We start from the raw sequence: 23,610 nt of genomic DNA on the forward strand, positions 1-23,610 counted from the left end.
CTTCAAGGAGCTACATGTCCTTCACTTTCATCTTCAAATCATTCAGCAGCTGCATCGCCTGAATCGGCGTCATATTCATTAAATCCGCGTTTTTAACCAGCTTGATGATCTGTTTGGTCCGCGGATCTTCTTTGGCTGCCTCAGGCTTAGCCAAGGCAGGCTCCTCACCGAACATGGACAGCTGCACAGCCTCTTCGGGCTGTGACCCGCCCGGAATTAAAGCGCCATCCGGAGCCTCCCGCAAAATCTCTGCTCTGACATCAGACCCCTCTGACGCTTCTGAAACCGTCAGATCTGTGCGTCTTTCCTGCAGGATAGCTCCTGATGTCCCGGCTGCTTCAGCTTCCTTCAGCTCATCGGCGCCACCAGCGGACCCTGTCCGTGCCGCTGTGCCTGACACAGCAAGAACGGGCTGCTTGGCCTGATCCTCATCCCTTGATTCGGCTGCAGTTTCCAGTGCCCCCTCTGTCTTCCCGCCGTTCTCCTGCCTATACTCGGCAGATACCGGCGTTCCCCCGGAAGCCCGTCCAGCCGTTACAAGGGGAGCCGCTTCTTCCAGGCCTTGCAGCAATCCATAAGCCCTATCAATAATGCTGTCCGGCAGACCGGCCAATCTTGCGCAGTAGATGCCATAACTGGTACTAGCCGCTCCTGGAATCAGTTTGCGAAGGAAGTGAACCTTCTCCCCGCTCTCCTGCACCGCCATGCTGTAATTACGAAGCGAATCAAGGCTCGCCTCCAGATGAGCAAGCTCATGAAAATGTGTGGAAACCAGTGCCTTACAGCCAATGTGGTCATGGACATACTCAATAACGGCCTGGGCGATGGACATGCCTTCCGTAGTGGAAGTCCCCCGGCCCAGCTCATCAATAATAATCAGACTGCGTGAAGTTGCCTTCTCGGTCATCAGCTGAATATCGGCCATCTCCACCATGAAGGTGCTCTGGCCCCCGATCAGGTCGTCCGCCGCCCCGATCCGGGTAAATATCCGGTCGATCAGAGGGATCTCGGCGGCTGCCGCGGGTACAAAACAGCCGATCTGCGCCATGATGACGATCAGGGCAACCTGGCGCATATAAGTACTCTTGCCCGCCATATTCGGTCCGGTGATCAGCAGGATTCCCGCCTCGTCCTTGCGGAGCTGCGTGCCGTTTGCAATAAATCCGCTGCCTTCCGTCACCCTCTCCACCACCGGATGGCGTCCTTGCTCAATTACAAGATTATAACCGTCCGTCAGAACCGGCTTCACGAAGTTGCCCTCGCTGCTCACAGCCGCAAAAGAACGGTACACGTCAATTTCCGCGATCTTCTCCGCAAGGCGCTGAAGCCGCGGAATCTCCCGGTTGAGGCGTTCACGAAGCTCGCTGAACAGCGCGAATTCGAGATCAACCATCTTCTCCTCCGCTTCGAGAATCAGAGCTTCCTTCTCTTTAAGCTCTGGAGTCACGTACCGCTCGGCGTTCGCCAGCGTTTGCTTGCGCTCATACCGGCCTTCAGGCAGGGAAGCCAGGTTGGATTTCGTTACCTCGATATAGTAACCGAATACTTTGTTGTAACCGATCTTCAGCGACTTGATGCCGGTGGCCTGGCGCTCCGCGCTTTCAAGCTCCGCGATCCAGCGTTTGCCGTTCGCACCCGCTTCGCGGAGCGCATCCAAGTGCTCGTGATACCCCGGCTTGATAATGCCGCCATCCCGGACAGAGACAGGCGGCTCATCCGCGATCGCCGCTTCAATGGCCTCTGCCAGATCCTCACAGCGGTCCAGTTCGCCCGCTATCCTCCTCAGTGTTGAGGATGGCGAATTCTCGCACAGCTCCTTAATCGAAGGGATCTGCCTAAGCGATTTCTTAAGGGCGATCAAATCCCGTCCGTTCGCACTCGAGAACGCGATTCTTCCGACCAGGCGCTCCAAGTCATAAATTTCTCCAAGCTTCTCACGCAGGTCTTCACGCAGGATATAACCGGCATGAAGCTGCTCTACCGCTTCGAGTCGGTCTTCGATCTGGGACCGCTGAAGCAGAGGTTTATCAATCCATCTGCGCAGCAGCCTCGCGCCCATGGAGGTCTCGGTACGGTCCAGCAGCCAGAGCAGCGAGCCCTTCTTAGACCTTTCCCTCACAGTCTCCACAAGCTCCAGATTGCGCCGTGTGAACGGGTCCAGAATCATATAATGATTAGGCTCATATGCCGTGATCCGGATCAGCTGGCCCAAGGAACGCTTCTGAGTCTCGGACAGATAGGATACCAGCAGGGCGATGTTATGTCTCCGCTGATCCTCAAGCCGGATCCAAGCCGCTTCACCGAACTGCTTGCGGCCGAGATCTTCCTTGCCTTTATCCCAGGCCGTATAAACAACAGGTCTTCCGACCGGATTCGCAGTGGATTCAATCCATTCCAGCAGATGACGGTCTCCGATGATTTCGGAAGGATTATAGATTCCGATTTCATCCCGGAGCCATTCTTGGCTGGAAGGAGATGAAGTAACATATAATTCACCGGTTGAGAGATCGCAGGCCGAGACAGCCATAACCCCTCCCAGCTCGGTTACGCAAAGCATATAATTGTTCGCTTTGTCGCCAACCGTCTTACCTTCCATGACTGTACCTGGCGTGATTACACGTACGATTTCCCGGCGGACAATGCCCTTGGCCTCAGCAGGGTCTTCCACCTGCTCACAAATCGCCACTTTGTAACCCTTCTCGATCAATCTGTGTATGTAATTTTCCGCAGAATGATAAGGCACCCCGCACATCGGGATTTTGCCTTCGGCCCCCCCGTCGCGTGCCGTTAGCGTAATTTCCAGTTCACGCGCCGCTTGCACCGCGTCCTCAAAAAACATCTCATAGAAATCACCCAAGCGGAAAAACAGAAAAGCGTCCTGTGCGCCTTCCTTTACCTTCAAATATTGTTCAATCATCGGCGTATATTTAGCCATGATGTACCTCCAGCCCATTCTTTCTACAGACTTCTATTATAACAGAAAAGAACACGGGCTTACGAGGAATCTGCTATTTTCCAAGCTTTGCGGATATCCCGGCGCTCATCCCACATCCGTCCCGAATCCACCATATCAAGCAGCGCCAATATGTGCCTTCCGTTCTCCCAGGAATCGCTAATCCGCCGCAGCTCCTCATTTAATGGGGCGAACGCGGTCCTAAGCACATTCTTGTCCCCGCGGTAATAGGCCTGGTGCACCTCTGTTCTGCTGAGCGGACGAAGGAGCAGAGACTCCGGGTGCCTCATGATGAGTTCTGCTAGGGCCACTACTCCCTTGGCCAGAGCAGGGGATACGAGGAAGCTGGGAAGCGTCCGGTATTCAAAGCCGCCATGGCTCTGAAGACGGAAGTCCCCCAGATATCCGTATTTCGGCCGCCGCGCAGCCGCCCTCGGGTCCTCCAGCAGCGTCACGGGCAGGGCCAAATAATTGTCAAGCGTCCTGAGCAGCGCGGCCGTTAGGGGCACACCGCTGAAATGAAGATGTCCGCCAAGCGGAATTCCATGCACAGGCATCCCCCCTGCCAGCCACTTCAGATCCGGTGCTTCAATTCTTCTGGATGCATATTGAAGCGCCCCCATCAGGCTGCGCAGCATCTGCTTGGGATCAGATGACGGCTGCGGACGCAATTCTGCGATCGGGTACAAGGTCCTGTCCCCCCTGCGGATCGCATCACAGCCGGCTATTCCAGCCCGATCCAAGTAACGCGATGCGGGAATGATCTTTCCTTCGGCAGGGTGATACAGAAGGAATTCGGGGTCCATGCCAAGCAGCAGCGTCTGGCTATGGAGAGCGGCAAGCCGCTCATATTCCTCCACCACCACCTCTGCGAATCTGCGGGCCGCATTTTCCCCCTCAAGATCAGGCATAGCTTGAACGGAGTGGATAACCATTCCGTTTGCACCAGCGGTAATTCCAACCTCACCGAAATCCAGATTAAGTGCGTAGAGGGCTCTTACCGCAGTCTTTTCCAGTTTACGATAGAGCTGTGAACGGCCATGTACACCATCACCTGCCTGATCTTCTCTTGCCTGGCTCAGCGCCCTTTCCGCCCAGCCGTAAGAAACAAATTCCACCGCCTTGAGGTGGAACACCCGCACGATGAACCTGCGTTCATAGATCTGGCCGGAGGCCGCGGAATCCCCGGAATCCCAGCCCTTCCCAAGCTTAGCCTTCAGTCCCGAGCAGTGCAGTCTCTGCTCTTGCTCCTGTACAGACCACGCTAGAAGATCAGATGCCATACTGTTGAGCCAAATCCCCCTCTCTTCAGGCATACTCCCCCTGGACAGTCCCTCCACCGGGCTTGATTCATAAGCTTCAGACGAAGCTATGTTCCACCGCCTTCCCACGCGCATTCCAGGTTCATCCGCAAGAGCAAGCCTGCCGTACCCCATTTGGGTGAGGATGCCCCGAAGCCGTTCCGAGGATGGGTCACTGCCCAGGTTCAGTCTTAGTTCCATTTCCTCGTCTCCCCCTTATTTGCCTTAGCAACATTCCAACCATATAAAATGAACTTATGAAGGTTACACTTTTGGGGCGCTGCGATGCCGAGTGTTCTTACGACCACGGTTGTTCCGAAATCCTTGAACTATTTAAGATGAACTATTGATATACACGTATGGAAGACGTATGAAATGTACTTATATAGATACCCTGTGGTGCATTCCGGAGACAATGGCGGACGCTCCGCCTCTTCAGAATCACTCGTTCTCTCCGCTGAGATCGGTAAATTCTAAAATCCATTTTATACAACATCCCGTTCAAAAATTTTGCAAAAAAAAGAGGGCTCCCGCCCTCGTCGCTGCTCAGGCAGCTGCATACAATAGAGTATTCTGTTACAGATCGTCATCCAGAAGATCCGGGTCCAAATCGTCGTAATCCCCGCCATCCCCGCTGAAGTCAAAGTCTTTGTCTTCGAAGTCGCTGCCGCCCGGAACGACCAGGACATTGATCTTAGTCTCAGCAACCAGTTCAACAGCGAATTCACGCTCTACACGAATGAGTACGCTGCCGTCACCGGATACGCTCGCTTCGACGGTGCTGGGTTCCTGCGTTGCATCCGCGGAAACCTCCACCGACGAAGAACGGTGTCTGGAGTCAAGATAAGAAAGCGGCACATTTTCCACATAAGACACTTTCTCCTTGGCTACGGCTGTCTGGGAATTCCTGTCGTAAGAATACCAGATGTTCACATCGTAAGTACCAATAACTTCAATTCCGTCACCAGCAGCAACCGCTTCGTATTGGTGGTTGATGATCCAGGCCCCCAGAATACTTGTCGGATTGTGTGGCGGAGTCACGGTATGTGTTACGGTAGAGAACTTACGACCTTTTCCGCAGATCGCTTTCGTAATGATCTCTCTACTTTGATATTTCGATGACATGGTTTGAACCTCCTCCATACAAATCAATCATTCACTATCAAGTGTATGCATGACATGGGCGAATGTTGATTAATTGGAGACGGGGAAATAAAGAATATTTAAACAACCCGTGTTCGGTCAAGCTCTTCCGGGAGAACGTGATGCCCTAGACCGCTCTGATCTCCCTGTTGGATACTTGCTTTTCTTGGAGATATCCAGATAGAGGGCAAGCTCACGGCACAGCTGCAGAATCGCCGAACGAATCTCGAATTCTTCCCGGCTTGCTGGAAGTTCCATAGCTTTGAACTCCATTTCAAGCTCCTTAAGCATTTGCTCTGTAGTTCCTGCGTAAATCTCCTGTTTCACATCTAAAGACAGCTGATCAAATAGAACCGCAGTACTCTCACCCTGGGGCATTCTCTGATAGATCTGGGAAATAAGCTGCAGCATGCTTTCTATGCGATCCAGCTGCTGCTTGCGCATATAGAAATAGATCGTCCAAGCTTCATTCGGGGAGATCACCTGGTTATCAAGCGCCCGCTTGGCGGTGGACAAGCCTAGTTCGACTTCACGGCTGGCTTCAATCAGCTCCTGACCGCTCCAGACGTAATCTGGGCTGCGCAGCTGACTTGCAATATGAGTGAAGATGCAGGCGAACAATCCGTCCACCTTGCGCCGGATGCTTGTAAGCTTATCCTCTTCATTAGGCATATAAATAAGGTTGACAACCATGGCACAGCCAAGGCCAATGGTCAGCAGCACGACCTGTGTGCCGAGAGCTGTCATGCTGATATCCTCTCCTCCGAATACCCGGAATACAACAACCGAACAGGTGACAATTCCCTCCTTCAAATTTGCCCTGGCGATAAGCGGAAATCCTACGAGAATAAACACGGCCAGAACCCAAATATGAAAGCCGAACAGATAGAATAAGACCGAAGACATCGCAAGCCCAACAATTGAAGCCAGAAAACGGGAGCTCACCGTCCTGATGCTACGCTTGCGGGTTACGTCTACGCCCAGAATGGCGAGCAGTCCCGCTGAGAGCGGATTGGCAATATGAAGCAGATGGGCAATAAGAATCGCAAGCACGGTTGCGATGGTCGTCTTAATTACACGAAAGCCCATAGGACACCCCCGTAAGCAGTAGTTTGATAACTTGGTATAATCTATATCCTAATGGATTTGCGGCTTGTCCACAATGAAGCGATACTCCGCACCTTGTTAGGCCAAATGAAAAGTACAGGACTGGCAAACAAAAAACAGGGGCGTTACCGCTCCCTGATCAGTTTGCGTTCGATATATACAACGAGTTGGTACATGGCGGTAGCCGCGATGGCAATAATCACCAGGCTGGATAGTACCAGTGTGAAGTTGAATACTTGGAACCCATAGATGATTAAGTAACCAAGCCCAATCTTGGCAACCAGAAATTCCCCTACAATAACCCCTACCCAGGCCATACCCACATTGACTTTCAAGGTCGACACAATCGCCGGGAAAGAGGCAGGAAGAATCACTTTACGGAAAATATCCTTCCTTCCGCCCCCAAACGTCCGCACTACCTTCACCAGGTTGGGGTCTACCTCATTAAAGCTGCTAATTACAACCAGGGTCGTTATGATTACCGTAATCGACAAGGTGGTCATCACAATCGCGGTGAAACCTCCCCCGAACAGGACGATAAAGATCGGCCCAAGCGCGACCTTAGGCATGCTGTTAAAGACAACCATATAAGGATCAAGCACTCTGGATAGAAAAGGAGACCACCAGATTACAACGGCAAGCAGCGTTCCGACCAAGGTGCCCAAAATAAATCCGGCCGCCGTCTCAAGTACCGTCATTCCCAGGTGAGGCCATAGTTCTCCGCTCAAGATGTCCTGCCAGATCTGGGCGAACATTTTGGACGGATAACTGAAGATGAGGACATCCACCCATTTCAGCCTTCCCGCGAGCTCCCAGAGAATAATCAGGCTGAGAAGGATGGCAAGCTGCACGGCCAGCACGATCCGCCCCGCCTTGCGCTTGCGCCTCTTGAAATCCTGATGAATCGATTTCAGCCATGTCTTCTTAGAATGCCGGGCATCCCCGGAAAACTCATGGCCGGCCGCTAAATTACGGTCCATTCCGCTCCCCCCTTTCCTCCGATGCCTCAAGCTCCTTCCAGATCTGATGGAACAGGTCGTTGAACCCCTCCTGCTCCCGGGCGTAGAACGGCTGGGTCAACCTGATATTTTCCGGCACCTCAAAGGTCCGCCGGATTCGTCCAGGGCCTGCAGCCAGCACGATGACGCGGTCACTAACTGCAATCGCCTCGGCCAAATCGTGCGTCACCAGCACCGCAGTTTTGTTTCGGGCGTGCAGTGTTTCTGCGATCAGGTCCTCAAGCTGCAGCTTGGTCTGATAATCCAGGGCCGAGAACGGCTCATCCAGCAGGAGCAGATCCGGCTCGGTGGCCAAGGTCCGGACCAAGGCCACACGCTGCCGCATACCGCCCGACAGCTGTGAAGGATACAGGCTGCCGGTACCCCCAAGGCCCATGCCTTCAAGAAGCTGGATCACCGATGCTTTCCTCTCCTGCGTCAACATGCCGCGCAGCTCAAGTCCAATTAACGCGTTATCCAGTATCGTGCGCCAAGGGAACAAGTAATCCTGCTGCAGCATATACCCCACATCCGGGTCTGGGCCGCTCACACGCCGGCCATGAAGAAGCACTTCCCCCCGTGTGGGGACGAGCAGGCCTGCCATGATGGAGAGAAGCGTGGTTTTGCCGCATCCGCTGGGTCCAACCAGACTAATGAACTCCCCAGGCTGCACGGATATGTTCATTCCTTCCAATGCAAGAACGGCTTCCCTGTCTGTCACATAGACATGCTCTACATCTTTTAGCTCAATCACAGCATTCATTCCCACGCTCCCCCTTTCTGATCATATTACTTGTGGCCTCCCGCAGCCTGGTCCGCAAAGACCGGGTCCACGAGCTTCGTTACAGGAACACGCTGCTTCAGTTCACCAGCTGAGTCCATAACATCAAGCAGATTGTTCCAAGCCTTCTCAGAAATCACGGGTGTCTCTGCATAGGTTCCCTGCTCCTTGTATCTCTTGATGGAACTGGCAAGAATAGCTTGATCTGTGTCCTTAAAAAACGGGGAAATCGTCTTGGCAATTTCCTCAGGTGAATGATCGCGGACCCAAATCTGAGCCTTGGATAGGGCGTTTGTGAATTTTTGGATCTGGTCTTTATGGCTATTCATATAACTTTTCTTACTCATGTACACCGTGTAAGGGAGTTGGCCGCTCTCGGTCCCAAAGGAAGCCACCACATGCCCCTTGCCTTCCTTCTCAAGGATGGAAGCTTGAGGTTCGAACAATTGCACATAATTTCCTGTCCCCGAAATAAAGGCGGCGGTGATATTGGCGAAGTCTACATTTTGGATCAACTGAAGATCCTTATGCGGGTCGATGCCGTGCTTCTTCAGGGTGAATTCCCCAGCCATCTGCGGCATGCCGCCCTTGCGCTGACCCAGGAACACTTCGCCTTTAAGCGAATCCCAGCTGAAGCTTCCCACATCCTTACGGGAGACAAGGAAAGTTCCATCGGTTTGGGTAAGGCCTGCAAAGCTAAGAACAGGATCGTCTGCCCCCTGCTGATATACATAAATGGAGGTTTCCGCTCCAACTAACGCAACATCAATCGATCCGGACAAGAGGGCCGTCATCGTCTTGTCTCCGCCGGAAGTCGTTCTCAGCTCCACATCAAGACCATTCTCTTTGAAAAATCCTTTCTCCAACGCCACATACTGCGGCGCATAAAATACCGAACGCGTAACTTCCCCGAGCTGGATCTTCGCCTTCTGATCTCCAGTCCCACACCCGCCTAGCAGGGTGCCAAGGATGATCAGCATAACCAGCCATAATCTACCGCGGAGGCTTCTCATGTCCTCATCCCCTTTCATTACTGCTGAGCCCCTTTTCGTCCAACCAGCTAAAGGCTATGGTCCAATGTATGCAGAGGCCTAACAAAAGGTTAAGAGCATACCAAAAAGACTGAACCGGCATACCGCCAATTCAGTCTTGTGCGCTTTTCTACACTTCAGAATCACTCGTCCTCTCCGCTGAGATCGGTTAATTTCTAAAGTTCATTTTTATAGAGTTATAAATTGTAGATCGCCTTGTACTTCTTCTCCAGATAATCCGCAAGGTAATCCGGGTTCAGATCTTCGCCAGTAATCGCCTTGATCAGCTCGGCAGGCTTGCGGCTCTTGCCGTACTTGTAAACCTTATCTGTCAGCCAGTCCTTAATTGGAGCAAAATTACCTTCCGCAATCAGCCCCTCAAAGTTCGGGATCTCCTTGCGGATCGTGTTCTCAATCTGTGCCGCATACATATTCCCGAGCGCATATGAAGGGAAATACCCGAAGCTGCCGCCGGACCAGTGCACATCCTGAAGAACGCCCACTCCATCATTGGGTGGAATGATGCCCAGGTACTGCTCATATTTTTCATTCCAAACTCTTGGCAGTTCCTTTACATCCAGATTCTCGTTAAAAAGCATCTTCTCAATCTCATAACGGATGATGATATGCAGATTGTAAGTAAGCTCATCCGCTTCAATGCGGATCAGAGAGTTCTCAACCCGGTTAATAGCACGGTGGAAATCTTCTACCTTTACTTGGGCAAGCTGCTCAGGGAAATGGGACTGGAGTTCACTATAATAGCGGTCCCAGAAAGCGCGGCTGCGTCCGATCATATTTTCCCAGAAACGGGACTGGGATTCATGAATCCCCATCGAGGTGCCTTGCGCAAGCGGTGTGCCGGTCAGCTCAGGGCTGATATTCTGCTCGTAGAGGGCATGACCGCCCTCATGCAGGGAGCTGAACACCGCACTGGCCACATCATCCTGCAAATAGTGGGTTGTGATTCGCACATCCCCAGGATTCAGGCCCGTTGCAAAAGGATGCACACTTTCATCAATTCGGCCCGCATCAAAATCATAACCAATCTGCTCAAGAAGAAATTTACTGAACTTCTCTTGCTGGTCTTTATCAAACAATTGGTTCAGAAATTCAGACTTCGGCTTATCCGGTGCAGATTGAACCGCTTCCACCAAAGGCACCAGTCGATCCCGCAGCTGCCCGAACACTTCATCCAGCTTGGTCGTTGTCAGTTCTGGCTCATACATATGAAGCAGGGTATCATAACGTGTTGCGCGTGGACCCCAGTAGTCGATAAATTCCTGCGTTTTGGCAACAATCTGGGTTAGGTATGGTTCAAATCCCGCAAAATCACAGTTCTCTTTGAAATCCTCCCAAAGCGTCTCTGCGTGTGAGGTAAGTGTCACATACTCCTGATATTTATCAGCAGGAATCTTCACACTGCGGTCGTACTCCTCCTGCACATCTTCCACAATACGCCGGTTTACATCATCAAGCTGCTTCAGCACTTCCGGCCGGTTCAATACACCCAGTAGCTCTCCCATTTCCCGGGAGGTCTGAAGCTTGAAGGACTCGGTGGACAGAACTCCGATCGTCTCGGCTCTAGTCTCCGCCCCTTTTCTAGGTGCTCCTGTACGCAAATCCCAGGCCATGAGGGACACGGCTTCATAATAGCTTCTAATTTTCTTGTTCAATTCCCGAAATGATTCCAGTTTCTGCTGAATTTCCTGCTCCATCTTCGGTTCACCCCAGTCTTGAATTTTGGTGCTCCTCTTGATGATACTTATTACAATCTATATAATCAACTTTTAACAGAGGTTTTATCTAGGACCTCATGCTAGGCATTCATTGTAAGTACAAACGTTATAGATTGGAGAGGAGCAGACGATGAAGATTACATTAGACGAGAACGCGGAGCAGATTATCCATAAACGTCTGGATGGCCGGCCAGGACAGATCCGTCTTCTCTATGATACCGAAGGATGTGGGTGTTACGGAATTACCACATTTCAGATTATCAGCCAGCCCGACTCCACCGATGTGCCTATCGAGAACAAGACCTTCCCCTTCTGGGTTGACCCTCAGCGGGCGGTCTTTTATGAGGAGCAGCTCAGGCTTAAAGGGGATATCCTAGATGGGTCATTCCGCCTGGAAGGCGATTCACAGATCTACGGGCAAAATGTAAAGCTTAACGATATACGCTAATATTAAAAAATTTAGGAGGGTATTAAACACATGACTAAGATTTCTGAAATCCTGGAATACAACAAAAATTTTGTAGAGAACAAAGAGTACGAAACTTATATTGCAGACAAGTTCCCTGCCAAGAAGCTTGCCATTGTAACGTGTATGGATACCCGCCTGGTGGAACTGCTGCCAAGAGCCATGAACCTCCGCAACGGGGATGCCAAAATTATCAAGAATGCAGGCGCCATTATCTCGCAGCCTTTCGGCTCCGTCATGCGTAGTGTCCTGGTGGCCATCTATGAACTCGGTGCTGAACAGGTCATTGTGGTGGGTCACACCGGATGCGGTATGGCTTCAATCAACGCGGACCGGATGATTGCCTCGATGCATGAACGTGGGATTCACCCTGAAGTCTTCAATACGCTTGAAAATTCGGGCATTAAGCTAAAAAGGTTCCTTCGCGGGTTTAGCTCGGAAAAAGAGGGGGTAATCCATACTGTGGAGATTATTAAAAATCACCCACTACTCCCACCCCATTTGCCTGTTCACGGCATGCTCATTGATTCAACTACCGGAGAATTGGAACTGGTCGTGGACGGGAGTGAACAGGACTAGACATCTCTCTTATCTCTGGCACAGCCTACAGGTCTGTGCCGCTTTTTTTTATGATATGAGATGTGCGAAGGGATTTCAGTGAAGCTTTATCAAATCTGAGGGTCAAAATGTTCAAAGACCGGGCACCGCATATGAATATGCGTACCCGGTCTTTGCGTGTGTTTAAGCGCTTTAACTTTTGGGTGATGATACACCCGGTTAACCCAGAGGATACGTTAGTTGATCAGATCTACGGCCTGCTGTGGAACCCATACCCGATCCTTGATCCAAACGGTCACGGCGTTCAGCTTGATCGTCTTGCCGTCCAAAATGGCTACATTCTTGTCAATAGGCAGCTTAAGCACCTGACCGCCTTTTTTCACAACAACAACCGGATTGGCTTTATCCGACTTGTCAATGCTGACCGCTGCTCCCTTGGCCTTCAATTGATCCGCCGAAGCAAACAATGTGCTCTCAAGCCCGGTAAGATTGAGGCCTGCCACTTCCTGAATGTACTTGTTCACGTCGACATTCTGAACCACTCCGCTCTTTACGAAGTCGGTTGGCTTGTAGCCTGCCGGGTGATAAGCGAACAGTCCGATCTCCTCAGCGACATGGTCTTCCGTAGAGAAGGACACCCCGATCTTATTACCGATAATTTTACCGATAACTGGGGAGAGGTTGCCGCCAATTCCTTTTCTTACCTGATCCGCTTCTTCCTTGGTGAGGTTGGTGAGACCGTAGTTTTCTGCCAGAATCTTTTTGAAGTTGTTTTTATTGATTTCATTTTCGAAATAATAGCTTGTATGCTTTGCTTTCTTCATAACGGAGACCAGATCCTTGCTGGAATCATAGTTCGTCATGTTAAGTCCGCCAGTCGCATGGTCGGAAACGGACAGCACAGCCGTATTTCCATCCTTCTCGGCAAATTCAACCGCTGCCTTGAAGGCTCTGTCAAATGCCAAAGTCTCGCTTATGATCCCAACCGGATCGTTATCATGGCCGTACCAATCAATCTGGCTGGCTTCAACCATCAGCACAAAACCCTTGTCATTCTGCGACAGCTTATCAACGGCTACCTTCGTCATTTCAGCAAGCGTTGGCTGCTGCTTCGGATTCAAATCGAAATCCGCATCCAAGGCTTCGGGATTGAACATTCCCCAGACTTTATTCGTCTTGGTATTCAGCAGACCCGCTTTATCCGTCACATATTCATAACCATTGGACTTCAGAACCTTCGTCAGGTCTTCCCCGTCTTTGCGGTTAATGTCCTTCTTGCCAGGGACCAGATAGCCTGAACCCCCACCAAGCAGCACATCCACACCGCTGTACACCATTTGCTCCGCAATGGAATGGGCGTTGTCTCTGGTGTAGGCATGACTCAGGAAGGTTGCAGGCGTGGCATCCGTCAGCTCACAAGTGAATACGGTTCCAATACTTTTGCCAGTTAATCTGGCCGCATCCATAATGGTTGGCAGAGGTTTGTTCGCTTCTCCCGGTTTAACCTGATCAACCATCGGCATCGTGATGCGTTCAGGAAGGATGGAGACCGTCTCATTCTTCACCTTATGGCCGGTAGCGTATGCCGTTGCACCAGCAGCCGAGTCCGTAGTAAGGGAGTCCGTGGAATACGTTCTTACCAGCCCGCTGAAGTACTTATCGATTGTCAGCGGTTTCCCTTCCTGATACCATCTGGCCAGGTTAACATCAGACAAGCTCATTCCGTCGGTAATGAACAAAATCACGTTCTTGACCGACTTGTTCTGCGGCTCAGACGCCGCAGTAGCGCTGCCGTCGGCGCTGGCCAGGCCACTTCCCGCCACGAGCAGACTACAGGACAGAACCGTGCTGCACAGACCTGCGATTACCTTGTTGCGCATGTGAATAAATCCCCCTCTATGCTGATATGGTTAAGTACGCTACAAGTGTAAAGCAGGTAACTTGGCAGCAGCAGCACATATTCTCTTGTAACCTATCAATTTTCTACATATTTTGTCTTGATTTTCGTAGGGTACTTCACCCCGATTATGAAATACCGTGGTATTTAAAAACGGCCCAATAAATAAACGACCCCAGAGATTTATATCCCCGGGGTCATTATTCCTTCTCATTCATCCGCTTGTTTAGAAGCAAGCAAAAGCTTCTTGATCTCCTTTAACTCACCTTCTATTCTATGAAGATGGCTCTGCATATCATCAATTTCCAATTCAGCTTTGTAATTTATAGCAAAATCAATAATCGACTCGTGTTTATCTCTGGCCGCCTGCCGATTCTGACTCATCATAATGAGAGGCGCCTGAAACGCCGCGATAAAGGACAGGCACAGGTTCAACAGAATAAACGGCGGCTCATCAAAATGAACCTTTATAAATGGAAGTGAATTCCACATAATCCATACGAGAAGAAACACCGCAAAGTATGTGATAAATTTCCAACTGCCGCCAAACGAAGCGATTTGATCCGCGAGCCGGTCAGACCAGCTGGTCTTTCTTTGATAAGCATCATCCAAGTGCGAAAGGATGCTTTTCTCATAGCTATCCACTAACCGGTCAATACGGCGAATACTCTCCTGATTCAGCTCAATATCAAAACCCTGAATATTGGATGCTTCATGAAAAGGATTATTTTTTTGAAAAAAACTCATTTTGGACATTTCAACTACCTCCTTGTTATAAGGCAGTCAGGTCCAACTTTAAGCCGAAAGAGAGAAGTTGTAACCAACCTCCAATACGGTATTTAGTTTTAACCCGACTGCCCTTAGACTCCTCGGTTCTGGTTCAGATGAATGATGACTACCCATACAGAATGGTTCAACTCCTCTCACATGATCAATTTACAGACTTTCCATTGTACTCATGAAACCACGGCCATGTCACTGCGAGTACCTGAATCTTCCGAATAAAAAATGCCCCTCAGCTCATCTGAAGGGCATCGATTTGCACACTAAATAAAAGAAGACATGCAAATAACCGAATCCCCCAAGCCGAGCTTTGGCACTATACGACGTAAAAGAACCCGGTTCTTTAGCCACGTTAAGAAGAGCCTTAAGCCGGCAATTCCTGTTATACCCATTGGCATCTTTCGATGTTTCCGGGCAGTGGCTTGTGTTCGTATAGGAGCCTCACCTAACGAGGACATTTTTTATTTCCTTTGTCATCATAATGCGGACCAAATCATCTGTCAATGTCAATATGAAATAGCCACCCCCTCGCTTTATCCAAGGGGGTGGCTTCTTATCTCATATCATACTTTCAGCTCTTCACTTGTGCTCTAACTATGCAGATCGCAACACTCTCACAGCCCTGCGATCCGCTGCTGAATGCGCGGAAACAGCCCAAAGGCATTTTCGTAAAATACTTTCTCGTGAAACTTCTCCGGCACAAGCCTGCGGATGAATTCCGCATACAGATCGATCGGCGCGAGCGGCCAGTCGGTCCCGAACAGCATTTTCTCATAATGATCTGAGTAGACTAGCGCCCGGCGGAAATGGTCCATGAACAGCGGCTCATTCATAAACCGTTCGAAATGAGGCCGATCTCCCACAACTAATCCGGACAAATCAGCGTAGACGTTCGGATTCTTTGCCACCACTTCCGCAGCATCCATTACCCACGGATCACCCAGATGGCAGATCATAAAGTTCACACCTCGCTGCTGGTAGGCCAGTTCATCCACCGTGAGCGGATGTGAATATTTGAGCAGACCGTTCATGGAGTAGGTGTCTCCCGTATGGATCACCACGGGCAGCCCGTACTTGGCAGCGAGCTCATAAATCGGCGTGTAGATTTTATCATGAACAAAATAATGATAATACCCGGCATACAGCTTGATTCCAGCCACTTCAGGAGCTTGAAGCCTCGCTTCGATCCGGTTCAGCTCATCGGCGGCCTGCTTGCCGCTCAGCAGGTTCGGGTTGATGCCGACACATTCCATGAGGAATGGCGGGACACGTTCTTCCAGATCCAGTCCCATCGGATTAGGTGAACTGGAATCGGGAAAAGCTCCTTTAGTCTGCTCCGTGACACCCATGCCGATCCCAAGAATGACATCGTTCTTGTCAAACTCCGCCTTGAGGCCAGCGGCACTATAATCAACTTTGGATTGATGAATCGCCGTTTGATGGAAGCTGTCAATGTCCGACAGATGAATGTGGATGTCAATGATCGGCATCGTTGGCCTCCTTTTCACCTTGATTGGTATCAAAAGCGACCTTCAACAAATTACGAACATCTCCCGAGTCCAGAGCGATTCGGCCCAGGATCAGGAAAGCCGGCTGGGTCCATGCGGTTTCCCCGTCTTTAATGGAAAGATGGTGGTACACTTCGTTACAAATCACTTTATTGTTTACATAGGCACTTGAGCTTTGGTTAGGCGCATGATTCACAATTTGCAAAAAGTTCTGCCTGGAAGCTGCCCCGATCCGCAAAAGCCCCTGCGACTTCACATCGGTTTCCAGTTTCCCTGCCAGATACTGTCCTCCTCCAGGAACTTCTATCGTTCCTTCCGTGAAGACTGGTGAAGGCTTAAGGAAATTTTCGCCCATGAGTGAGAAGTCCCGCAGATACCTCCCGCTTTCGTTGGTCACCGAATGCAGTACGCAGAGAACAGGGACACCCGGCAGCATAAGGTAATATTGATCAACTGTGATTCCCCGGTTCGCTTCCTGCTTCTCAATGCGGGTTGTCAAGCGAAGCCCCTTCCACACATTTCCGTAGGTATCTGTACGCTCCGCCCAAGCTGCCGTCCGGGGCTCCTGCTGCTGACTGAAACCGCTCATGCCAGGAATGTTCACGCCGAGTCCGCCATGCCAAGGATTCCACCAAGAACGTGGGACTGCTTCAGGGTACGAGCTGTCCAGCCATTCCTCGTCCCTATACATCAAGGAATGCACCACGCTGCCAAAGCCGGAGGCCGCTGCTATGGATAGAACTCCGTTGCTCACCGTATATACGGGGCCTGCCGGTCCTTCTTCAAGTCTGCATACGATATTCTCATTCGACTGGGGGAACCAGAGCCCCGACCGCTCCTGAATCCGGTCCTCGCCGAGATAGACCGCCCGGAACTTCCACATTGACTCATTTTGCTCAGGAGATAATTCAAAGCTTGCAGAACGCAAATCCTGTTCTGGAAGCAGCTTCAGATCCGCAGCAGCTTTCCGCTCGGGTTCCCCGTCGTTCTGCACGTATAATTCCAAGCTTCCAGCCAGCGGAACCATTTTTCTCTCGACCAGCTCTACCGTAAGCGGCCCCGCAGCGAACGGATTGCCGCCGCCAACCAGTAGTTCAAGATGATCGTCTAACACAGGTACAACCGTTTCCCGCAGCTTCCTGGCAAAAGAACGGAAATCCCACCACTTGATGAAGGTATTCAAGGCAAACACGGTCGGCTTCGTCCGCACGACAGCTCCAGCTTCCATTCGGCCAAGATCATGCTCCAGCCCGAAAGGATATTCTGGGCGCAGCAGCTTTAAGGAAGGGTCCCAGCAGATTCCGCAAGCTGTATTCTCCTGTTTGCAGAACAGCCAGTTCTCGGTAATCTGAGCGCTGTCCCAATGATCAGGGTGGCTGAAGTGACTATCCTCCATGTCAACATAACGACCTTGATATGGGAGGATAAGCCGACTGCCGAAGAATCCAAAGTTGATAAGTAGGCACATATTCTCTTCTATACTTTCGCTGCTGGTATTGCAGACCTCGTGATAGAATTCGGTAATACCGTTCGCAAACAGCTTAGCCACCGCTTTGATTTGTAGTGCAGGATACTCTTCCGATTCGTAGATTGCTTCGAGAACCTGACTCTCCCCTTCCGGGTACAACCTCACTTCCCGGGCCTGTTTCTTCGAGAATTCTTCCGAGAACGGCCTGCCCAGTTTCGGATAGTTCCACCAGAAATTATGATCAGACCCAGGATAATCAATCCACATATGATTCTCGTGCTTGCTCAGATGCAGAGAGTATGCCCCGTTCACGGCCACCCATTGATCCCCGTCTTCCCCACCAAATCGGCCATAGGTCCCCTTCATCAGGACAGACAGCTTGGTAGTGAAGGTAACTGCATTTCCTCCTACAGGGACAGCCTTCACCTCTACCTCCTTGGAGAAGAGACCATAGGAACGTAAAGTAAAGGATACTGGAAGCGATACTTTGCCCTTGGCAGGAACAATAATGCTCATCTCAGGCTCTACCCACTGCAGGTTTTCGTGCACCGGCCATTCAAAAGCAAACTCCGCCTCCGCATCAAAATTATTCTCCACATTTAAATACAGTTCGGCAGGGATGCCTGGAAAAAGCTCTTTAGCCGGCAGTGCGATTTTCATTTTTGCCGGGAACTTCGGCGCAATTCCCATGCGGAACTCAACCTGTCTTCCCCCAATCAGCCATTTGCTAAAGACAACAGGATGGGTTTTCTTGTTGCTCTGCTCCTCTTGAACAGGATCAAGCTCGAATTCACCCTCGAGTACAGCTGATTCCCCCGGCCTGATTGTACGCGAGACATCCAGGGCAAAACGAATATTCTTGTCGTCCTGGCCCTTAATCTCAATTGGCAGCACAGAAGTAGAACGGTTCTCGATACGGTAACGAACCTTATAGGTGGAGCCGAACACCAGATCATGATCATCCATTTCAGTGAAGATGGCAAAGTCAGGTGTCTCCAGCGCAGCAAGCCCGCGCCCTGTCTTCTCGAATACCGCCCGCACCGAGAGGTCTCCCTTGCTCCATGTGTAATCAAAGAAATCAAAGCCGCACTCCCGGCGGCCATCCGGCTCGATCACAAGTTCCCGTGTGCTGTCCGCATACCAGTCCAGCTCCTCGAAATATGGAGTGAGCGCTTCGCTCTGCAGGATGGTCGGGATGAAGTTCATCAGGTGAACGGAATCCTCATTTTTTTCCCAGAAGAATCCACATTTCTTATACATCGGAACAGCCTTTGTGTTCCCTGGCCAAGTGAACAGATCCAGCCGCGGCCAGCCGGCCTCAACGGTTTTGCGGACAGCGTTCAGAATCAAATTACGACCGATCTTATGGCCGTGATAATCAGGCCGCACATTCAGCAGCGGCACATATAATGCCCCTTCATCAAAACGGTAGTGGGCGAAGCTGCAGAACCCGACAACCTCTTCGCCGTCAACGGCGAGAAAGACATGAAGATTGGACGAAGATTCCATGTTCCGGCTTACGATATCTTCCGTCTTCTGACTAGTGCCTCCTCCCCAGCTTTCATTGCTGAGGTTCCACATTTCTGCTACTGCGCCAGCGTAGGATGGGTCGTATTCAATAATACGGATTTCCTTCGCTGTGGTATTCGTTGTCATTCTCTCATCTCCCTATAACTTCTTACGTATGTACTTGGAGTGCTGCTCACGGCTTATTATCTACACAAATGAAGTGTGCTGGCGGATATAACAAAGAGGGGCAGAAGCCCCCTCTATGTGCTGCTAAGTTGACTATGCAAGCCGAATTGGATATCCTTGCCATCAACACTAGCATAAACTAACTTTTGTTTCCATGCTACTTTTAGCTATAGCTATTTTTTCCTTCTTAGCCATTTATTTTATTCCATTCATAAATTCTCTAAAGTGATCAGCGATGGCTTTGAATTGGGTGTGGTGCAGATAATGTGATCCATCCATTGGCCGCCATGGGATACTCAGCTTGGATTTGCTGTACATTTGACACGACTTGTCCTCCCTATCTCGTCTGGGACGAATCTTGTAAGTTACACTTATTCGAGCTTCTCAATTAAATGATCCACATAGAAAACTGCTGCTTTCATAGCCATGATCCTTCTCGTAATGTAGGTCCTCTGCCCACTGCCTTCTTTGGATCTCTCAAGAAATGAAGGAAGTGTTAACAGTAAACCCTCCAGCTCTTCTTTTGCTTCGATTAAATCCATTTTGCTGACATCCAGTTTCCGGCCTTCCCAATGTGCAAGAAGCGTATCTAAGCCAAGCTGAGCAGCCTTCATTCGCTTCGCGAGCAACCTTGTCTGTGGCGCATCTGTCTTCATATGAGAGAGTGCCTTTTCCGATTTACGAATAATCGACTTAAACGCTTCAACCGACTGCTGCTTTTCTTCTGCTGTTAAATTGTCCATACACCTATCATCCTCCTACTTCGATCATATAACATTCATGCAATATTTCGTTTTATATCCCAGGAACCGTCGCAGGAACAGCTGTTATTCCATATAAACTTGTTTACGTACTTTAAGGTTTGACTTTAAGGATAACTTAGTTAAAAATAGATCACGTCTATCTTCCCATCCGCTAAATATGAAATTGGCCATAGATTCAGGGATAGCTTCTACTCAGTAAATTTATTGAGAATGTTAAATTTTCGCTAAAAAAGCCTCAAATCCACGAACCGGATTAGAGGCTTTCTTCACAAACACACTTTAGATTTCTGATTATTACACATTATCTCCAAGACCCAATCTAGCCACAACCGGGAAATGGTCGCTCGGAAACCGACCATCGGCGAGATCATTGATAATTCCTGCTGAGGCAACCGTCATGTTCCCCCGGCCTAGAACCCAATCTATCCGCTCCGATCCACCCTGCGGGTCCCGGAAATCGTTAAACGATCCCAGATCCTCATTAAAGCGCGCCTCCGCAAGCTCCCAGGTATCCTTAAAGCTCCCCTCTTCAGTCAAAATGTTGTATGGCTGTGAATGCACATCTGTATTAAAATCACCAGTCAATAGTACAGGCAATGCGGAATCAAAGTCCTGAGCTTCCTGGATTACCAGCCTCGCACTCTTCTCTCTGGCATTTAACGACTCATGATCAAAATGCGTGTTCATGTGATAGAGCTGCTGATTCGTCTGCAGATCCTTAAATCTCGCCCAGGTTACCATGCGGGTATACATATTGCCCCAAGTAGCGGAAGCGATCGTGCGTGGCGTATCGGAGAGCCAGAAATGATTGTACTCTAGAACCTGGAAGCGCTCCTTTTTGAAAAAGATGGCTGAGTACTCGCCCCTGCTCCCTCCTTCTCTCCCAAGTCCCACCAATCCGTATTCCGGCAGCATCTCCAGCAGGTCACTCACCTGGGCGAATACGCCTTCCTGTGTGCCTATTAAATCCGGCGACTCGCGCCGGATAACATCCCGGACCATCTCTCTGCGGTCACTCCAGGAATGGGGTGGCACTCCTACTTCACATTTCAAATTGTAAGTCATAATCCGAAGTTCTTTGGATGTCATGGTTTGTTCCTCCTGTTGTTGTCACTTAGTTAATGATTGATGTTTTTTCCACTTTCTCAGCTTTGCCCGGAAAGATTTAAAAGGGGCTACTGAGTTGATATGAATCCATCGTACCATCGGCCAGTTCGGCTTGTCTCCTGTCCACTTGCGGACCCCCTGAGTAAACAGCTCTTCCTCGCTCAGCGTGTCAATCCAATCCAACCACTTCTTCTCAGCTTCCCCAAACAACCGGCGCAGGTCCGCAAGTGAGCAATCCGCATATTGATCATAAAAAGATTGATATAACCCGCCCAATTGATTCCATTTATAACCTGGGGCAGGCATAACAACAGTTCGTCCCGCTTTCTCATCGCGGTCCCAACTCATTACCAGATCAAGCCAGCCCAACTGATAGGCGATAATCTGAGCTGGAGTCCGGTCCACTTCAGGAACAGGAACATCCTTCTGGTCCTCAGGCATCCCTTCATACTCCCCATCAAGCAGCAAATATCCCGTATGTACAGCCTCAATTAACTCAGCTTTGGATTGGTAATCAAAACTCGCCATAATTTCACCATCCATTTTTTTACTATTATCGTAACACAAAGGGCTGCAAAAGCTAAGGAGGACAATAGGCTGATTTCTTACAAATCTATGATAATCTTGCGTTTTGTATCTTCGCCTGGGCATCATCTCCAAAGCGTCGGGCGAGTTCATCGGAGATTGAAGTTCTTAATGCAGTGGCGCTGGAGCGCAACCTTCCCTCTATAAAGGTGATCCAAAAATGCGGGTTCAGCTTTAACAGTCTGGTAGAATTGGACGGTGAGAGCTACCAATGGTATACACTCCGCAGGGCGGATTGGATGAATAGAGGCGAATGTAATACTGCCTTAGTCTAACTGGGCTAACACAAAAATCCGGTGCCGATTCAAATAGAATCGCAGCACCGGATTATTTGTGCGCCCAGCTCTTAGGACAGAGCCAGCATGGTCTTCATATCTTCCTCAGCAGTTGTGATCAGCTTCAAGCCAAACATATCCACGAGCACATCTAGTACGCCTTGAGAAATGAACTCAGGCGGTTTCGGTCCAATGCGGATGTCCTGGATACCGAGGCTGAAAAGACCCAACAGAATGGCCACAGCCTTCTGTTCGAACCAGGACAGCACGATGCTAACCGGCAGTTCATTCACGCTGCAGCCGAAAGCATCGGCCAAGGCAAGGGCTATCTTCACAGTTGAACCTGAGTTATTGCACTGCCCAAGATCGATATAACGTGGAATACCAGTATTCCCAACAGTTCCATAATCGACATCGTTAAAACGGAATTTACCACAGGAAGTCGTCAAGATCACAGTGTCATTTGGCAGCGAAGTTGCCAGCTCTCTGTAATATTCCCCACCCTTACCTGGTGCATCACAGCCTGCGATGACGAAGAACCGGCGGATATGTCCGTCTTTGACCGCCTGGATGATCTCAGGCGCAAGCCCGATCACCGTCTCGTGATGATAACCCGTAGTAAGAACCTGCTCGGAAACCACATCTGCCGCAGGCAGGGCAAGCGCCCGCTCGATCAACGGGGAGAAGTCGTCATTAGCAATTTTCTGAACTCCTTCCAGCCCTGCGACTTCATACGAGAAGAAGCGGTCAGCATAGGTGCCTTTAATTGGCATCACACAGTTCGTAGTGGCTAGTATCGCTCCTGGGAACTGCTCAAACAGCCTGCGCTGGTCGTACCACGCTTTACCGATATTGCCTTTTAGATGTGCATATTTCTTAAGTGCGGGATAGCCGTGAGCGGGCAGCATTTCCGAGTGGGTATAGATGTTAATACCCTTTCCTTCGGTCTGCTTCAGAAGCTCCTCCAGCGCATACAAATTATGTCCGGTCACTACGATGCATTTGCCCTCAATCTTATTCTGGCTGACAGTAATCGGCTGTGGAATACCGAATCGCTCGGTATGCGCGCGGTCAAGCACATCCATAATCCGCACTGCGGCATTTCCCACCTTCATAGCCATTTCCAGGTGCTCTTGCGTGTTGAAGTTGGAGTTAGTTAACGTCATATACAAGGCCTCGTGAGTAATCCGGTCGACTTCCGGATCGCTGTACCCGAGCTGCCGAGCATGCGTCGCGTAGGCCGCAATTCCTTTTAAAGCAAAAATGATCGTGTCCTGCAAGCTTGCAATCGTCTCATTCTTGCCACATACGCCGACTACAGTGCAGCCGCCATCTGGTGTCTGCTCACACTGATAACAAAACATATCAATATCCCCCCATTTCAGATAATTGCTTCATGTTGAGTTCAGCGTAACAGAGCCTCAGACCTCAAGTTGTGACATTTAGCACACAGG

Annotated in this window: 18 protein-coding genes and 1 riboswitch; of the genes, 2 read left to right on the top strand and 16 right to left on the bottom strand. The window is 50.2% G+C overall.

All coding sequences use genetic code 11. The features are described 5' to 3' along the window. Positions 1-10: 10 nt before the first annotated feature. The 8 genes from mutS to KJS63_RS01180 all read right to left on the bottom strand — a co-directional run bounded on the left by mutS (position 11) and on the right by KJS63_RS01180 (position 11,029). A complete protein-coding gene (gene mutS, locus KJS63_RS01145; RefSeq protein ID WP_213617596.1) occupies positions 11-2,935 on the bottom strand; it encodes a DNA mismatch repair protein MutS in 2,925 nt (974 codons plus the stop codon). 59 nt (positions 2,936-2,994) lie between these two features. Then, entirely contained in the window at positions 2,995-4,455 is a 1,461-nt protein-coding gene (locus KJS63_RS01150; RefSeq protein WP_213617597.1) for a putative amidoligase domain-containing protein, read from the bottom strand. Between the two features lie 375 nt (positions 4,456-4,830). Beyond that, positions 4,831-5,379, bottom strand: a complete 549-nt coding sequence (cotE, locus tag KJS63_RS01155) for an outer spore coat protein CotE (protein ID WP_082926878.1) — start codon at positions 5,377-5,379, stop codon at positions 4,831-4,833. Positions 5,380-5,496: 117 nt separating this feature from the next. Next, positions 5,497-6,486, bottom strand: a complete 990-nt coding sequence (locus tag KJS63_RS01160) for an aromatic acid exporter family protein (RefSeq protein ID WP_213617598.1) — start codon at positions 6,484-6,486, stop codon at positions 5,497-5,499. 143 nt (positions 6,487-6,629) lie between these two features. Then, positions 6,630-7,484 carry an ABC transporter permease gene (locus tag KJS63_RS01165; RefSeq protein ID WP_213617599.1) on the bottom strand — a complete coding sequence of 285 codons (855 nt, stop codon included), beginning with the start codon at positions 7,482-7,484 and terminating at the stop codon, positions 6,630-6,632. Beyond that, positions 7,474-8,265, bottom strand: a complete 792-nt coding sequence (locus KJS63_RS01170) for an ABC transporter ATP-binding protein (RefSeq protein WP_213617600.1) — start codon at positions 8,263-8,265, stop codon at positions 7,474-7,476. Before KJS63_RS01170 ends, KJS63_RS01165 begins: the two co-directional genes overlap by 11 nt. Before the next feature lie 26 nt (positions 8,266-8,291). Continuing rightward, complete coding sequence (locus KJS63_RS01175; RefSeq protein ID WP_244862460.1) at positions 8,292-9,296, bottom strand: ABC transporter substrate-binding protein; 1,005 nt, start codon at positions 9,294-9,296, stop codon at positions 8,292-8,294. A gap of 215 nt (positions 9,297-9,511) precedes the next feature. After that, positions 9,512-11,029: a carboxypeptidase M32 gene (locus tag KJS63_RS01180; protein WP_213617602.1), complete on the bottom strand. Its 1,518-nt coding sequence runs from the start codon at positions 11,027-11,029 to the stop codon at positions 9,512-9,514. 151 nt (positions 11,030-11,180) lie between these two features. Here KJS63_RS01180 and KJS63_RS01185 point away from each other — a divergent pair, with 151 nt between their 5' ends. After that, positions 11,181-11,498, top strand: coding sequence for an iron-sulfur cluster biosynthesis family protein (locus KJS63_RS01185; protein WP_213617603.1), 318 nt, complete (start codon positions 11,181-11,183; stop codon positions 11,496-11,498). A gap of 30 nt (positions 11,499-11,528) precedes the next feature. Then, positions 11,529-12,095: a beta-class carbonic anhydrase gene (locus KJS63_RS01190; protein WP_068617362.1), complete on the top strand. Its 567-nt coding sequence runs from the start codon at positions 11,529-11,531 to the stop codon at positions 12,093-12,095. 215 nt (positions 12,096-12,310) lie between these two features. On the opposite strand, the gene KJS63_RS01195 is transcribed toward KJS63_RS01190, so the two are convergent. From KJS63_RS01195 to hcp, 8 genes are all read right to left on the bottom strand, one after another. Beyond that, positions 12,311-13,954 carry an alkaline phosphatase gene (locus tag KJS63_RS01195; protein WP_213617604.1) on the bottom strand — a complete coding sequence of 548 codons (1,644 nt, stop codon included), beginning with the start codon at positions 13,952-13,954 and terminating at the stop codon, positions 12,311-12,313. Positions 13,955-14,181: 227 nt separating this feature from the next. Continuing rightward, a complete protein-coding gene (locus KJS63_RS01200; RefSeq protein WP_213617605.1) occupies positions 14,182-14,727 on the bottom strand; it encodes a DUF1003 domain-containing protein in 546 nt (181 codons plus the stop codon). A 316-nt stretch (positions 14,728-15,043) separates the two neighbouring features. Further along, positions 15,044-15,214: riboswitch (M-box (ykoK) riboswitch) on the bottom strand. A 154-nt stretch (positions 15,215-15,368) separates the two neighbouring features. Next, positions 15,369-16,244, bottom strand: a complete 876-nt coding sequence (locus KJS63_RS01205) for an amidohydrolase family protein (protein ID WP_213617606.1) — start codon at positions 16,242-16,244, stop codon at positions 15,369-15,371. Beyond that, positions 16,231-19,386: a GNAT family N-acetyltransferase gene (locus KJS63_RS01210; protein WP_213617607.1), complete on the bottom strand. Its 3,156-nt coding sequence runs from the start codon at positions 19,384-19,386 to the stop codon at positions 16,231-16,233. The genes KJS63_RS01205 and KJS63_RS01210 overlap by 14 nt, the downstream gene beginning before the upstream one ends. 410 nt (positions 19,387-19,796) lie before the next feature. Continuing rightward, positions 19,797-20,168, bottom strand: a complete 372-nt coding sequence (locus KJS63_RS01215; protein ID WP_213617608.1) for a hypothetical protein — start codon at positions 20,166-20,168, stop codon at positions 19,797-19,799. Between the two features lie 315 nt (positions 20,169-20,483). Further along, positions 20,484-21,278 carry an endonuclease/exonuclease/phosphatase family protein gene (locus tag KJS63_RS01220; RefSeq protein ID WP_213617609.1) on the bottom strand — a complete coding sequence of 265 codons (795 nt, stop codon included), beginning with the start codon at positions 21,276-21,278 and terminating at the stop codon, positions 20,484-20,486. A 21-nt stretch (positions 21,279-21,299) separates the two neighbouring features. Beyond that, positions 21,300-21,824 (bottom strand): ClbS/DfsB family four-helix bundle protein, encoded by a 525-nt coding sequence (locus KJS63_RS01225; RefSeq protein ID WP_213617610.1) that lies wholly within the window; start codon positions 21,822-21,824, stop codon positions 21,300-21,302. A 403-nt stretch (positions 21,825-22,227) separates the two neighbouring features. Beyond that, positions 22,228-23,520 (bottom strand): hydroxylamine reductase, encoded by a 1,293-nt coding sequence (hcp, locus tag KJS63_RS01230; protein WP_213617611.1) that lies wholly within the window; start codon positions 23,518-23,520, stop codon positions 22,228-22,230. Positions 23,521-23,610: the final 90 nt, after the last annotated feature.

The organism is Paenibacillus sp. J22TS3 (genome assembly GCF_018403205.1).
Lineage (GTDB): Bacteria > Bacillota > Bacilli > Paenibacillales > Paenibacillaceae > Fontibacillus > Fontibacillus tuaregi.

Bases quoted from the DNA above. Each gene is read 5' to 3' on its own strand.
- KJS63_RS01180 (WP_213617602.1), bottom strand. From the start codon at position 11,029: ATGGAGCAGGAAATTCAGCAGAAACTGGAATCATTTCGGGAATTGAAC.
- KJS63_RS01210 (WP_213617607.1), bottom strand. From the start codon at position 19,386: ATGACAACGAATACCACAGCGAAGGAAATCCGTATTATTGAATACGAC.
- KJS63_RS01170 (WP_213617600.1), bottom strand. From the start codon at position 8,265: ATGAATGCTGTGATTGAGCTAAAAGATGTAGAGCATGTCTATGTGACA.
- KJS63_RS01195 (WP_213617604.1), bottom strand. From the start codon at position 13,954: ATGCGCAACAAGGTAATCGCAGGTCTGTGCAGCACGGTTCTGTCCTGT.
- mutS (WP_213617596.1), bottom strand. From the start codon at position 2,935: ATGGCTAAATATACGCCGATGATTGAACAATATTTGAAGGTAAAGGAA.
- KJS63_RS01200 (WP_213617605.1), bottom strand. From the start codon at position 14,727: ATGTCCAAAATGAGTTTTTTTCAAAAAAATAATCCTTTTCATGAAGCA.
- cotE (WP_082926878.1), bottom strand. From the start codon at position 5,379: ATGTCATCGAAATATCAAAGTAGAGAGATCATTACGAAAGCGATCTGC.
- KJS63_RS01150 (WP_213617597.1), bottom strand. From the start codon at position 4,455: ATGGAACTAAGACTGAACCTGGGCAGTGACCCATCCTCGGAACGGCTT.
- KJS63_RS01165 (WP_213617599.1), bottom strand. From the start codon at position 7,484: ATGGACCGTAATTTAGCGGCCGGCCATGAGTTTTCCGGGGATGCCCGG.
- KJS63_RS01185 (WP_213617603.1), top strand. From the start codon at position 11,181: ATGAAGATTACATTAGACGAGAACGCGGAGCAGATTATCCATAAACGT.
- KJS63_RS01175 (WP_244862460.1), bottom strand. From the start codon at position 9,296: ATGAGAAGCCTCCGCGGTAGATTATGGCTGGTTATGCTGATCATCCTT.
- KJS63_RS01205 (WP_213617606.1), bottom strand. From the start codon at position 16,244: ATGCCGATCATTGACATCCACATTCATCTGTCGGACATTGACAGCTTC.
- KJS63_RS01160 (WP_213617598.1), bottom strand. From the start codon at position 6,486: ATGGGCTTTCGTGTAATTAAGACGACCATCGCAACCGTGCTTGCGATT.
- KJS63_RS01220 (WP_213617609.1), bottom strand. From the start codon at position 21,278: ATGACATCCAAAGAACTTCGGATTATGACTTACAATTTGAAATGTGAA.
- KJS63_RS01215 (WP_213617608.1), bottom strand. From the start codon at position 20,168: ATGGACAATTTAACAGCAGAAGAAAAGCAGCAGTCGGTTGAAGCGTTT.
- KJS63_RS01190 (WP_068617362.1), top strand. From the start codon at position 11,529: ATGACTAAGATTTCTGAAATCCTGGAATACAACAAAAATTTTGTAGAG.
- KJS63_RS01225 (WP_213617610.1), bottom strand. From the start codon at position 21,824: ATGGCGAGTTTTGATTACCAATCCAAAGCTGAGTTAATTGAGGCTGTA.
- hcp (WP_213617611.1), bottom strand. From the start codon at position 23,520: ATGTTTTGTTATCAGTGTGAGCAGACACCAGATGGCGGCTGCACTGTA.